The following is a 13,345-nucleotide window of genomic DNA, read 5'->3' on the forward strand; positions in this document are numbered from 1 at the left end:
GCTAAATGGAAAAGGTAAAAATTTATCCTGCAAAATTGGCAGGAACGGTGCAGGTGCCGTCATCAAAAAGCATGGGACACAGAGAAATCATTTGTGCAGGTTTGGCAGGCGGCACCAGCATTGTCGATAATATCAGCATGTCCAAGGATATTGAAGCAACGATGCGCGTTTTGCGTGCTATGAACGTGAGCGTTGACGAAATTCCCAGCATGCTAGAGGGACGTAAGGCTTTGCAGATTACGGGCACAGGTCATCCGATTGCGGCGGCAGATAATGTTGACTGCGGTGAATCCGGTTCGACCTTGCGCTTTTTCATTCCGTTGGGAGCAAATCTTGGCTGTCCTCTGACCTTTATCGGTCACGGCAAGCTGGTATCGCGTCCTTTGCAGGCATATTACGATATTCTGGATAAGCAGTTTGTGCAATATTTTAATGATAACGGCAATCTGCCTTTGACAGTCAACGGTCACCTGATGCCTGGTAAATTTGAGCTGCCGGGAGATGTCAGCAGTCAGTTTGTCAGCGGTCTGCTTTTTGCATTGCCGTTATTAAAGGGCGATTCCGAAATTATCATTACTTCGTCGCTGGAATCTGCTTCTTATGTAGATATGACACTGAACTGCCTGGCGAAGTACGGTGTTAAAGTAGAAAATGTAGATGGCGCACACCGTCATTATCTTGTACCTGGCAAGCAGCATTTCAAAGCGCAGGACAGCAAGGTTGAGGGCGACTGGTCGCAGGCAGCCTTTTGGACTGTCGGCGGTGCTTTGGGCGCAGGCATTACCGCAAGCGGTGTAGATTTTACTTCGCTACAGGGCGATAAGGCTGTGGTAGAAATTATGCAGCGCATGGGTGCGGATATTACAAAAGCTTCCGACAGCGTAACCGTAAACAGTGGTGCAACGCAGGCAACGGTGATAGATGCCTCGAACTGTCCTGATATTATTCCTGTGCTTACCGTGCTGGCGGCAGTTAGCGAGGGAACAACGAAGATTATCAATGCAGGACGCCTGCGTATCAAGGAATGCGACAGATTGGCGGCTATGACGAGTGAATTAAATAAAATGGGCGCAGAAATTACGGAAGAACCGGAGGGCCTGACAATTACCGGCAAGCCGGAAGGCTTGCAAGGCGGCGTAGAGGTAGATGCCTGGAACGATCATCGTATTGCTATGAGCCTGGCAATTGCTGCACAATGCTGCGCAGAACCGATTACATTAACCGGCGCAGGCAGTGTAAGTAAATCCTATCCTGACTTCTGGGAGGATTACAAGAGCGTAGGCGGAAAAATTGAGGTGCTGGCATGAGCGGAATTTTTGGCATGAATATAAAAATGGCGATATACGGCGAATCGCACGGCAAGTCCATCGGCGTAGTGCTGGACGGACTGCCGCCGGGACTGGCGCTTGATGAAGCAGAGATTGCTGCGGAAATGGTGCGTCGTGCTCCCGGACAGAATGCCTTGAGCACCGCGCGCAAGGAAAGCGATACGGTAGAAATCCAAAGCGGCTTCTTCAATGGCTTTACGACAGGTACGCCGCTGTGCGCGCGTATAGTCAACAGCGACCAGCATTCCAAGGATTACAGCATTCTCGCCGATAAAATGCGTCCCGGTCATGCAGATTACGCAGGCCATGTACGTTATCAGGGCTTTAATGATTATCGCGGCGGCGGCCATTTTTCCGGTCGACTGACGGCACCGCTCGTTTTTGCCGGTGCTGTGGCCAAGCAGGCGTTGGCGCAATACGGCATTGTTGTCGGTTCGCATATTCTGCAGATTAACGATATCAAAGAAGAGCGCTTCAATCCAATGGGCGTAAGTGATGCAGAATTGGCAGAGCTGCATGCGAAAAAGTTTGCGGTTATGGATGATGCTGTCGGCGAAAAAATGCAGGAGCGCATTTTACAGGCTAAGAGTGAGCTTAACAGCGTGGGCGGTGTAATTGAAGCCATCGCACTGCATTTGCCTGCAGGTATCGGCGCGCCGTATTTTGATTCCGTGGAAAGCATGCTGAGCCATGCGCTGTTTTCCGTGCCTGCGGTTAAAGGCATAGAGTTTGGCGACGGCTTTGGCTTTGCCGGTATGACGGGTGCCGAAGCGAATGACGCTTTGCATTACGTTGACGGCAAGGTGCAGACATTGACAAACCACAACGGTGGCGTTACCGGTGGTATTACCAATGGCATGCCTTTGGTAGTGCGCGTGGCCATTAAGCCGACACCTTCGATTGCACGCGAGCAGCAGACGGTGAGCCTTAAGGAGCAGGCTGATACAACGCTTGCTATCGTAGGCAGACATGACCCCTGTATTGTGCAGCGCGCTGTGCCTGTTATCGAATCGGTGGTTGCATGGACGCTGTGGGATTTACTTTTAGAAGCGAAGAAATGGGAGAAATAAGATGCAGGAGCTTGATTTAGAAAAAATTCGCCAAGAAATAGACAAGGTTGACCAGCAGCTGGCAGACGTACTGGAAAGCCGTCTGCAGTTAGTTATGCAGGTGGCTGCCTATAAAAAATCCAAGGGACTGCCGGTTAAGGACAAAAACCGTGAAGCCAAGGTTATCGAAAAGGTAGCAGGCTTTTTGGAGAATAAGGATTATTCCGTTGCTGTGAAAAACATTATGCGTGGTATTATCGACCAGGCTTGTCTGCTGGAAGAAACTGCTCTGGCTGAAGCAAATGACAAAATCTTTGAGGTGGCCTGCTTCGGTCCTGCCGGCTCCTTTACACATCAGGCGTTGGAGGAATATTTTCACGGACGTCAATATAACCGTCATCATTTCCAGACTTTCGAAGAAGTGATTTCCAGTATCAGCGAGGGTACGATGGATTACGCCGTGCTGCCGATTGAAAATTCTTCGACAGGCGGTATTACCGAGGTATATGATTTGCTGCGTCAGTATGACTGCAGCATTGTGGGTGAGCAATGCGTAAAGATTGAGCAAAACCTGTTAGGCTGTGAGGGTGCATCGCTTGGCACGATTAAAACAGTGTATTCGCATCCGCAGGGCTTGAAGCAGTGCGCTGATTTCTTTCATGACTATCCGGATATAGAGCAGGTTCCTTATTTCAGTACATCTAAGAGTGCGGAGGAGGTTGCCGAAAAGCAGGATGTAAGCTTGGGTGCTATTGCCGGTAAGCAGGCAGCAGAGCTTTATAATTTAAAGATTATTGCGCCGGCGATTAACAGCAACAGCAATAATTATACCCGCTTTGTTATTATTGCCAAAAAACCGGAAATCGTAGCGAACGCAAATAAGATTACGCTGATTGTTGCCGTGAAGCACGAAACAGGCTCGCTGTATAAGATGCTCGCCAGCTTCTACCATATGGGCCTGAATATGCTGAATCTTGAATCGCGTCCGATTGTCGGCAAAACGTGGGAATACTTTTTCTACATCGATGTCACCGGTAATCTGGCAGATCCGCTGGTTATCGATGTGATGGAAGAAATAAAATCTAAGAGCACCTATTGCAAGGTTCTTGGCAACTATCGTGCTTATGAACGAAAGGAATAAACAGATGAAGCATTACGGACTTTTGGGCGGTAAGCTGGGACACAGCCTTTCACCGCAGATTCACAAGCTGTTTTTTAAGTATACAGGTATCGAGGGTGATTATACGCTGCTGGAAACGCCGCAGGAGGACTTGCCTAAGCGCATGGAGGAGCTGCGTGCCAACTATGCAGGCAGCAATGTTACCATTCCGCATAAATTGCACGTTATGCCTTTTTTGGACAGCATTACGCGCGAGGCTAAGGCTATCGGCGCTGTAAATACGATTAAGTTCGACGAAAACGGTGCTGAAGGCTATAACACCGATTACTTTGGCTTTGGTAGAATGCTGGAATACAATAATATTGATGTACGAGCTAAGCGCGTTGCGGTGCTGGGCACCGGCGGCGCTGCGCGTGCGGTTGTCAAATATATGGTTGATAAGCGTGTCGGCAAGCTGTATCTTGTTACGCGTGACGTTGCGCATGTTGATAAGGATTTCCTTAAAATTGCGCCTAAGTGCAAGTTTATTGATTATGACGGCCTGGCAGCTTTGACAGGTGATGTGATTGTCAACTGCACGCCTGTGGGCATGTATCCCAAGGTTAATGCTGCACCGGTTACGCCTGAGGAAATCAGCAATTTTGACGCAGCCGTCGATTTAATTTATAATCCTAAGCAGACTTTGTTCTTGAAGCAGGCTGCCGAGGCGAAGATGCAGATTGTCAACGGCTTGTTTATGCTTGTGGCGCAGGCTGTGGCTGCCCAGGAAATCTGGCAGGGCGAAAAATATGACAGTGAGCTCATCGTCAAAATCATGCAGGATTTGGAGCAGAATATATGAAAAACATTGTGCTGATTGGTATGCCGGGCTGCGGCAAAAGCACCTTTGGCAAGCGCATGGCGAAGCGCTTGCAGCTGCCGTTTTATGATGCAGACTCTGTCCTCGAAGAGCGCGAGCAGCGCACGATAAAGGCTTTCTTCGCGGAAAGCGAAGATGCATTCCGCGCAGCAGAAACGCGCACGCTGGCGTATCTGGCGGAATGTGACGGAGCTGTTATCGCAACAGGCGGAGGTGCCGTAAAGCGTGCGGAAAACATGGAGCTGCTGAAGCGCGGCGGTGTTGTGGTTTTTATCGACCGCAAGCCGGAAAACATCATCGGATGTATTGCCGGGGATGCGCGTCCGTTGCTTGCTGCCGATAAGCAGAAGCTTTATACTTTATATAACGAGCGTATTGCGCTGTACCGCCAATATGCGGATTATACGATTGACAATAACGGTGATTTCGGTCGCGTGCTGCGCGAACTGCTGAATATTGCCGCTAAGCTGGAGGGATAAAGATGCGTAAAATTTTAGTTTTAAATGGTCCTAACATTAATATGCTGGGTATCCGTGAAAAAAATATCTATGGCCGTGATGATTATGACAGCCTGTGTGCTTACATTCGCTCGGCGGCTGACCGCCTTGGCGTAGAGGTGGAGCTGCTGCAGAGCAATTATGAGGGCGATATAGTTACCGCTATTCAGAATGCTTACGGTCATTTTGACGGCATTGTTATCAATCCGGCGGCATTTACGCATTACAGCGTAGCAATTTTGGACGCATTGAAGGCAGTAAATATTCCTGCGATTGAGGTGCATATCAGCAACATCCATCAGCGTGAGGAGTTCCGACATCATTCTGTAACGGTGGCAGGCTGCGTCGGACAGATTTGCGGCCTGGGCTTTGCAGGCTATGCTTTGGCAATGGAAGCTTTGAGTGTGTATGAAGCAAAATAGTATATAATAATTTTGGTAAACAGTCTCTGAAGCTTTGCTTTCGGAGGCTGTTTTGTTATAATGATTATAGAGTAGTATTTGCTGACAGAAGCGGTTTTGACAATTAAATTTTCATAATAGTAAGACAACGTTGAATTCGTTCTTGGAGGTGACATTATGGGTAAACGTGTAGTAATCGTCGGTGGGGTGGCCGCCGGTATGAAAACGGCGGCGCGCTTGCGCAGGCTGGATGCTGAAGCAGAGATTATCGTGCTGGAACGCGGACCGCAACTGAGCTATGGCGCATGCGGCTTTCCGTATTTTATCAGCGGTGAGGTTAAGAGCATGGACAGCTTTGACCATACACCGCAGGGAGCCTTGCGCGACAGTGATTATTTTGCGGCCGTGAAGGGCATTGATGCCCGCTGTGGCTGTAATGTGCAAAAAATAGACAGAGTGCAAAAATGCGTGCATTATATGGAAAATGGAGAGCCGAAACAGCTGTCTTATGACGTGCTGGTGTTGGCAACCGGCAGTACGCCGGTGAAGCTTCCCTTGCCTAATGCTGATGCCGCAGGCATTCACAGCTTCTGGTTCCCATGGGATGTTGAAGCAGTAGATAAGGAAATTACCGAAGGCGGCGTTAAGGATGTAGTTATCATCGGCGCAGGCTTTATCGGTCTGGAGCTGGCAGAAGCTTTTGTGCGCCGCGGTTTGCATACCAGCGTTCTGGAACAGCAGGACAGACTGCTGCCGCAGTTGCTTGATGAGGATATGGCAGCACTGTTGCTGCGTGATACGAAAAATCCTCTGCTCGATATTTATCTGGAGGAAAGAGCGGGTGCCTTTACCGTAGAAAACGGTAAAGTTAGCGGAGTGCAGACAGATAAACGCGTAATCCCGGCACAGTTGGTTATCGTTGCCGTCGGCGTGCGTCCGAACGTGGAGCTGGCGCGCGAGGCCGGTCTTGTTATAGGTCCGAGCGGCTGTATTGCGGTTAACGAATACCTGCAGACAAGCGATGATGCAATTTATGCCGGAGGTGACTGTGCGGAAAATACTCATCGTGTCAGCGGAGCCAAGGTATTTGTGCCTATGGGTTCTACCGCCAACAAGCATGGTCGCGTAATTGCGGATAATATCTGCGGAGCGCGGAAGCAATATCCCGGTGTCCTGGGAACTGCCGCTTGTCGCTTCTTTGCGCAGGAAGCTGGGGCAACCGGTTTGAACGAGCGGACTGCGCGGCAGGCCGGTATTGATTTTGCAAGCGTAGTTGTACCAGGCTTCGATCGTTTGGGTTATATGCCGGGAGTAGGACGTATTGTGCTGAAGCTGTTGGCGGAAAAGAGCAGCGGACGCGTATTGGGGGCGCAGGCTGTCGGAGCGAGCGTAGCGAAGCGCATTGATACATTGGCAGCGGCAATTTCTTTAGGTGCAACGCTGGAGGATTTGTCCGGATTTGATCTGGCTTATGCTCCGCCGTTTAATACGCCGATTGAGAATATCGCAACGGCAGCCAATGTCCTGCAAAATAAACTTGACGGACAGCTGCGCAGCATTAATCCTGTAGACTTTGAAAAGAACCGCATGCAGGAGGATTATTTATTCGTTGATGTACGCACGCCGGCAGAGGTAGCAGCTAAGCGTATTGCCGACATTCCGTCGAGAGTAAATCTGCCGCTTGATACCTTGCGGACAGCGGATATCAGCAAGATGGATAAAGAGCAGAAAATAGTTACAGCCTGTCAGATTGATTTGCGCGGCTACGAAGCAGAGGTTATCCTGCGCGCCCGCGGCTTCAGTGATGTTTACAGCCTGGAGGGAGGCATGAGCGGTTGGCCGTATGCAACGGAAAGCGATAACAACAAAAAGTAAGTATTTTAACATTGTTATGCAAGGAGGAGAAAAGCATGAGTGAATTTAGCGAAAAAATGGGCATGGCAGCAGGCAATAATTTTAAGAGCGGCTATAACTGCTGCGAAGCGATTGTGCAAACCTTTCGCAAGGAGGCAGGCGTGAATATTGATGATAACGCTTTCCGTCTGTGCTCCGGCTTTGGCGGCGGCATTGGCCATGCGCGCGATTTGTGCGGTGCGATGGCAGGCTGTGTGATGGTCATCAGTACGCTTGCAGGCCGCAATCAGCCGAGCGAGAAGCCGTTGGCAGAAATTTATCCGTTAACGCTGGAATTTCATGAGCGCTTTGCCAAGGAATTCGGCTCCTGTGCCTGCGGTGATTTGATGCCTTACGAGTTTAATACGCGTGAGCATTTGAAAAATTGCCTGAAGCTGGTGAATAAGGTAGCGCAGCTGCTGGCTGTGTATCTGGAAGAAAAGGAACTGCTGAAGTAATAATGATAAGCTAAAAGGGACTGTCGCGTAAGTGGCAGTTCCTTTGTATTTTTCTAGGAGTGAGAATGCGTAAATATAATAAAAAAATAAAAAGAAATTTTCAAGGGCAAAAATGATTACACAGCAAGAATAAATTAATTGAAGTTTTTGCCGTCAACATGCTATACTGATATTAGAAATTTGTTGAAAATTTTTTTGCAGGAGTGGGGCAAAGAAAACGCTTATCTGACGGATACCTGCCTTGCTGCGCAGGATAGATATAAGGAATAACTTGATTATTTCAGGATTGAGTATTAAAGCATCTTATATATAGAAAATAATGATAAGAATTATGTGAAAGCGAGGCGATGAGTGTGCTAATGAATACAACTGAGTATCTCTCCATTATCGAAAATATCAAGAGCGAAATTAGGGCTGCACAGTACCGTGCAGCAGTTCATGCGAATGCAGATATGTTGCTCCTTTATCATGATATAGGTTGTGTGATTAATGAACATAAATCATGGGGCAACAAGTTTATTGACAATCTTGCCACTGATATTAGGATTGCTTTTCCAGAAAGTAAGGGATATTCTGTTCGTAATCTAAAATACATGGCAAAATTTGCTGAGATCTATCCAGATCGGGAATTTGTGCAGACAGTGTCTGCACAAATTCCGTGGTCCCATAATATTGCAATTTTGGAAAAAGTCAAAGACCCTCAACAGCGTATATGGTACATTGAAAAAACTGCTGAAAATGGATGGTCTCACAATGTTTTGATTCATCAAATCGAAAGCGGTTTGTATCAGCGGCAGGTTCTGGCAGATAAAGTTACAAATTTTAATCACCGCTTACCGTCTCCGCAAAGTGAACTTGCGGTGCAGACAATGAAAGACCCATATGTATTTGATTTTATTCCTTTCCGGGAGGATATGCTCGAACGGGATATTGAGCAGGCACTTGTTAGGGATGTCACAAAGCTCCTTCTGGAGCTTGGAACAGGGTTTGCTTTTCTGGGAAACCAGTATCACCTGAACGTAGGCGGCGATGATTTTTACATTGATTTGTTGTTCTATAACCTGAATCTTCGCTGTTATGTAGTTATCGAATTGAAAACCGGTGATTTCAAGCCGGAATATGCTGGTCAGCTAAACTTTTATCTGTCAGCCGTGGACGGCATTTTGAAAAAAGAGCAGGATAATCCGTCCATTGGTTTGCTTCTGTGTAAAAGCAAAAACAATGTGGTTGCAGAATATTCACTCAAGGATATTTCAAAGCCGATTGGTGTAAGCGAATACAAAATAACCAGTAGCCTGCCGGATAATCTGGAAAAGCAACTGCCATCTGTTGAAGATATTCAGAAACGGATTAAATAAGGCTCTAATTAATTCTTAAGTTTTAGAAAGGACAAACCCATGCATAAAATTCTCTTTATCTGCCATGGCATTATCCTAAGAAGCCTCGAAAAAGCCTGCTATATCAATGGCTTTCATCGCTCAGATGGCGCTTACTACACCACAATTACACCATTTGCGAAAGAGCTTTGATGTGACAATCCCAAATTACACATTCTGAATAAAATGGAGAGGACATATCCACGGTGCCGGATATGTCCTCTCCATTTTTATCTGCGTTTCTTTTTGCCTTTCCCGTGCTGCAACTGCGGTCTTGCCTTTCCGCGCTGGCTGATGGGGCTTTTCAAGTACTTGGACTTTTTAAGTCCGCTGATGATTGAGACAAACTCTTCCTTCGTAAGTGTGTCATAATCAAGCCCGATTGTTGCCATGAGCGCACGGACTTGCTTTTCCTCAGAACTGCCCTCAAAGTTCATCGCATCCTGCAACTGACCCTGTACGGTTGCGACAAGGGATGTTTCATCCGCAGTCATGGTGTCGGGACGATGTTCATTCCGAATGTCACGGGGGATACCTTTCAGATCATCTGCAATCAAGCTTCCGAAATACTCGTCCTCTCTGATCTGTGCGACTTCCAGCGTCCGCAGGTGCAGATCATTTTCCTCGCCGCCGTTTTTCATCAGCGCCATCTGCCGAACAGCTTCCAGCACGGCGTTCATATCATTGATGCGCATATCCGCGATCCGGTCAACGTAAATCTCGGCGTCCAGCATGAAACGCAGGAAATCCTTATGGCAGATCAGCTCCGAAAGTAGCCGGTGGTTGAATTTGCCCGTTCTCAATACTTCGATTGCATCATCACCCAAATGCAGAGCGTCCAGCTCTGTGTTTGGGTGATTTTTTTGTTCTGTCCGCCCCAGCAGGTAATCGGTGGACACGCCGTAGAACTTTGCCAGCTCCACCATGCTGAACGGGCTGATGTCCTTAAAATCGTCGGCTTCGTATTTTCCCAGCGCGGACTTTGAAATACTTGTTTCCGCAGATAGCTGTTCCAGCGTCAGACCGCGCTCCACGCGCAGGTCTTTGAGCCGTTCATGAATGGTGAGCTTTGCCTGCATAGCGATGTCCTCCCTTCAAATTTCGGCCTTTCTCCGGTCTTGTCCATAAGCGTGAAAATTTACATTTTTCGGCGCGTTTTCCGACCTCTTGGATATACGGGAGAGGGCTATATTTTTCGCTAAAATGGTCTTGCAATCGCACCTGAACCTTGAAAATTGCATGACCGTCCGAACGGGATATGTTCTCTGGCGAAGTGCCGCATCCAGCGCACCAAGGAGAACGAAACGCTGGGAGCGATCCTCCGGGCAGGAACGACGTTCGGAAAGAGCGGCAAAATCGAATGTAAAAATCAAAGCAAGTGAAAACGGCGAAATAGTTTTCTGCTCTGTGCGGTTATCTGCACGGAACAGAGTGCTATTCAGCAGCGAACGGCGTTTGCCATTCAGAATGATGTTTCGCCGTTTCACGCAAAGACACACCAAACGGCAAAAGCGGAAGGTGTCGCCTGTGACCAACGTATCATCGGCGGCATTTCCAGCGAAAAGCCGTGTATTAAAAACCAGCGCCCTATGGCGAACGGGTGTCACGATTTGACAAATCCATTTTACCATAGGGCGCATCGAAAAAACAGGAGGAAAGTTTGAATATGAGAAAATCTGAAACCTATCGCAATGAAATCAAGTCCTATATCGTCCGCACCGGCATGACTATGACCGAGGTGGTGGACTATCTCTCCGATGAATACGGCTGGAGCCGCAGCGTTCACAATCTCTCCGGCAAACTCAAGCGCGGCTCGCTCCGCTATGGCGAGGCGGTGGAGCTTGCGGATGCGCTGGGGTATGACATTGTGTGGCAGAAGCGAAGAAACAGATAATGACACTATAGGATGAACATAAAATCTATAATCATAGATTTTAATTGCACTTTTTCGAGCTTTGCGATATAATAAAAGAAATTCAAAAGCACGATGAGGTGTAAAATGGAAATCAGCTATAACAAGTTGTGGAAGTTGTTAATTGATAAAGGCATGAATAAAACAGACTTGAGAACTAAGGCCCGTTTAAGTTCTGGAACAATGGCTAAATTAGGGAAAAATGAAAATGTAACCACAGATATTCTTGTTCGTATTTGTGCTGTTTTAGAATGTGACTTAGCTGATATTATGGAGCTTCAGCCGGTTAGAAGAATAATGTAAGTATTTAAGACACGAATGGACAAAGGAATTTGAATTATGAACTCTGAGAGATTAAAAATGATAGATTTGTTTTCAGGTGCAGGTGGTCTTTCTGAAGGACTATCTGAGGCAGGTTTCCATAGCTTATTTGCATCTGAAATTGTTCCGGTATATGCTCAAACCTACAAAAAAAACCACCCAGACACAAACGTATTTACTGCCGATATTCGAACATTAGATGCAAATGAAGTTCGTACAACATTGGGAATTGAACGTGGAGAACTTGACTTAATTGCTGGTGGCCCTCCGTGCCAAGGCTTTTCTATCAATGCCCCAGTTCGAACTACTTTAGATGAAAGAAATCATCTTTTCAAAGAGTACCTTCGATTTGTTGACGCCTTTGCTCCGCGTGCTGTCCTAATTGAAAACGTTCCAGGTTTGGTTTCATTTGAGCATGGTGCAACGCTCCATGCGATTTTGAATGCTTTAGCCGAATTAGGATATGGTGCAGATGTTCGGATTCTGGGTGCGCCATATTATGGCGTTCCTCAAATGCGTTGGCGTACCATTATACTGGGAGTACGGGGAAGGACTTTACCTGCGGGGGCATATCCTGAACCGATTTATCATGCTCCGATTCGAGCAAATTTCACCAGCACTTTTGACGGACAATCGATTATCAAAGAACCTTCACCAGAGGCTAACGCTAATTTTGTCACCGTTTATGAGGCAATCGGAGACCTGCCTTCGTTAGTAAGCGGAGAGCAAGGAGAGGTTATTAAAGAATACCGTTGTGATGCGTTCTGCGCCTATCAACGCCGATCCCGTTTAGGCTCCGTAGGTGTAATGAACCACGAGGCGCCGCGTCTTTCCCCAATAAACCTTAAACGCTTAGAGTATATTCAACCTGGTGGAAACTGGACTGATATTCCGGATGAACTGCTGCCAAAAGGAATGCAAAAGGCGCGAAAGTCTGATCACACTAAGAGATATGGACGAGTTCTTCCAGACGGACTGGCGTCAACCATACTCACGAAATGCGACCCACATTGGGGAGCGTTTTTCCACTATGAACAGGATCGCTCGTTTACAGTCCGTGAGGCGGCTCGTTTGCAGTCGTTTCCCGATCATTTTGTCTTTACAGGAAACCTTGCAGAACAGTTCGCACAAGTAGGCAATGCAGTTCCGCCGCTTTTGGCACAGGCTGTAGGGCTGTCACTACGTTCAATTTTAGAAACGGAGGATTGATCATGTCGGGCTATATTTCAGAGTTTTTTGGTTACCGGGCAGAGGACTCCTCGGTTACTGCACTTGATAATACATCTAAACAAGTATGTCCTTTTCTTTCCTCGTACTGCACGAAGGCTCTCGGAGATAAGACTAATCGTACTTTGTCCGGTGTATGCGCCATAAGGCAGGTATCAGAAGGTTCTCCTGCTGTGATTTGCTGCCCCAATAGAATTTACGCAGACAACTACAAAATGCTGGCCACAATAGCACTGAAAGCATTTGGCCGGAGTTACAATCTTTATTCGGGGCGTTTGGCTGTTGAAAAGTCTAAAGAAGAAGGTGGCGCAATTGCCGTATTTGGGCATGGATGGGGCGGTGAGCTTCCTCTCCCAAAACGTCAGGGTAGAGGCTCCTACTATGTAGATTGGATTCTGGCTAGACTGGATGAAACCGGAGAGCTCGTTGAGTTTACTGCAATTGAAGTGCAAACAATCGATACTACTGGTACTTATCAAAATGCGCGTAGAGCGTTAATTGAACGCCATGAAATTGAAAAAGATACGGTCGGACTAAACTGGGAGAACGTATCGAAAAGAATTATACCTCAGATTATCTATAAAGGGCAGGTTCTGCAAAGAGAAGAATTATGCCGGAGCGGACTGTATTTTGTCTGTCCTAAACCTGTGTACGAGCGCGTGCTTGAGCGGCTGGGAGGAAAAAACAAATTACCACAATTTCCAACACAGCCCGCAGCAATCCATTTTGTTGCTTATGATTACCTGCCAGACGCGGCGATTGAAGACGGCACAATCAAGCCGCTGGGAGTAATAGAGGAGTATTGCACTACTGTTTACAAGGTGCAAGAGGCATTTTCTGCGGTAGATTTGCCAGATCAAAACGTCTACCGTGATGCAATCCGCCATTCGCTGTATGACTGAGG

The 13,345-nt window shown here is 47.4% G+C and carries 15 protein-coding genes and 1 pseudogene; 14 read left to right on the top strand and 2 right to left on the bottom strand.

The window, feature by feature from the left end; all coding sequences use genetic code 11:
- Positions 1-5 precede the first annotated feature (5 nt).
- The 10 genes and pseudogenes from aroA (at position 6) to KAH19_RS06595 (ending at position 8,963) form a co-directional block, all read left to right on the top strand.
- On the top strand, positions 6-1,307 hold the full coding sequence (gene aroA / locus KAH19_RS06555; RefSeq protein ID WP_210683912.1) for a 3-phosphoshikimate 1-carboxyvinyltransferase: 1,302 nt from the start codon (positions 6-8) through the stop codon (positions 1,305-1,307).
- Positions 1,304-2,398, top strand: coding sequence for a chorismate synthase (aroC, locus tag KAH19_RS06560; protein ID WP_210683913.1), 1,095 nt, complete (start codon positions 1,304-1,306; stop codon positions 2,396-2,398). Before aroA ends, aroC begins: the two co-directional genes overlap by 4 nt.
- A 1-nt stretch (position 2,399) precedes the next feature.
- A complete protein-coding gene (pheA, locus tag KAH19_RS06565) occupies positions 2,400-3,518 on the top strand; it encodes a prephenate dehydratase (RefSeq protein WP_210683914.1) in 1,119 nt (372 codons plus the stop codon).
- Between the two features lie 4 nt (positions 3,519-3,522).
- Positions 3,523-4,338: a shikimate dehydrogenase gene (gene aroE / locus KAH19_RS06570; RefSeq protein WP_210683915.1), complete on the top strand. Its 816-nt coding sequence runs from the start codon at positions 3,523-3,525 to the stop codon at positions 4,336-4,338.
- A complete protein-coding gene (locus tag KAH19_RS06575; RefSeq protein WP_210683916.1) occupies positions 4,335-4,835 on the top strand; it encodes a shikimate kinase in 501 nt (166 codons plus the stop codon). The genes aroE and KAH19_RS06575 overlap by 4 nt, the downstream gene beginning before the upstream one ends.
- A 2-nt stretch (positions 4,836-4,837) precedes the next feature.
- The gene (gene aroQ, locus KAH19_RS06580; RefSeq protein WP_009144674.1) at positions 4,838-5,275 is read left to right on the top strand and encodes a type II 3-dehydroquinate dehydratase; all 438 of its coding nucleotides are present in this window, start codon (positions 4,838-4,840) and stop codon (positions 5,273-5,275) included.
- Between the two features lie 156 nt (positions 5,276-5,431).
- On the top strand, positions 5,432-7,129 hold the full coding sequence (locus tag KAH19_RS06585) for an FAD-dependent oxidoreductase (RefSeq protein ID WP_210683917.1): 1,698 nt from the start codon (positions 5,432-5,434) through the stop codon (positions 7,127-7,129).
- A gap of 35 nt (positions 7,130-7,164) precedes the next feature.
- Entirely contained in the window at positions 7,165-7,605 is a 441-nt protein-coding gene (locus KAH19_RS06590; protein WP_210683918.1) for a C-GCAxxG-C-C family protein, read from the top strand.
- Positions 7,606-7,776: 171 nt separating this feature from the next.
- A pseudogene (locus KAH19_RS11080) lies at positions 7,777-7,875 on the top strand (cell filamentation protein Fic); the annotation flags it as partial.
- An 89-nt stretch (positions 7,876-7,964) separates the two neighbouring features.
- Complete coding sequence (locus KAH19_RS06595) at positions 7,965-8,963, top strand: YhcG family protein (RefSeq protein ID WP_246869319.1); 999 nt, start codon at positions 7,965-7,967, stop codon at positions 8,961-8,963.
- A 248-nt stretch (positions 8,964-9,211) separates the two neighbouring features.
- Here the strand turns inward: KAH19_RS06595 and KAH19_RS06600 are convergent, their stop codons facing one another.
- A complete protein-coding gene (locus KAH19_RS06600; protein WP_210683920.1) occupies positions 9,212-10,060 on the bottom strand; it encodes a helix-turn-helix domain-containing protein in 849 nt (282 codons plus the stop codon).
- Between the two features lie 15 nt (positions 10,061-10,075).
- Positions 10,076-10,612 (bottom strand): hypothetical protein, encoded by a 537-nt coding sequence (locus KAH19_RS06605; protein WP_210683921.1) that lies wholly within the window; start codon positions 10,610-10,612, stop codon positions 10,076-10,078.
- 35 nt (positions 10,613-10,647) lie between these two features.
- On the opposite strand from KAH19_RS06605, the gene KAH19_RS06610 reads away from it, so the two are divergent.
- The 4 genes from KAH19_RS06610 to KAH19_RS06625 all read left to right on the top strand — a co-directional run bounded on the left by KAH19_RS06610 (position 10,648) and on the right by KAH19_RS06625 (position 13,343).
- Positions 10,648-10,875, top strand: a complete 228-nt coding sequence (locus KAH19_RS06610; RefSeq protein WP_210683922.1) for an LLM class flavin-dependent oxidoreductase — start codon at positions 10,648-10,650, stop codon at positions 10,873-10,875.
- Positions 10,876-10,980: 105 nt separating this feature from the next.
- Positions 10,981-11,196 carry a helix-turn-helix transcriptional regulator gene (locus tag KAH19_RS06615; protein ID WP_210683923.1) on the top strand — a complete coding sequence of 72 codons (216 nt, stop codon included), beginning with the start codon at positions 10,981-10,983 and terminating at the stop codon, positions 11,194-11,196.
- Positions 11,197-11,253: 57 nt separating this feature from the next.
- A complete protein-coding gene (locus KAH19_RS06620) occupies positions 11,254-12,423 on the top strand; it encodes a DNA cytosine methyltransferase (RefSeq protein ID WP_210683924.1) in 1,170 nt (389 codons plus the stop codon).
- Between the two features lie 2 nt (positions 12,424-12,425).
- Positions 12,426-13,343 (top strand): NotI family restriction endonuclease, encoded by a 918-nt coding sequence (locus tag KAH19_RS06625; RefSeq protein WP_210683925.1) that lies wholly within the window; start codon positions 12,426-12,428, stop codon positions 13,341-13,343.
- The last annotated feature ends 2 nt before the right edge of the window (positions 13,344-13,345 follow it).

It is taken from the genome of Phascolarctobacterium sp. Marseille-Q4147 (assembly GCF_017968825.1).
GTDB lineage: Bacteria > Bacillota > Negativicutes > Acidaminococcales > Acidaminococcaceae > Phascolarctobacterium_A.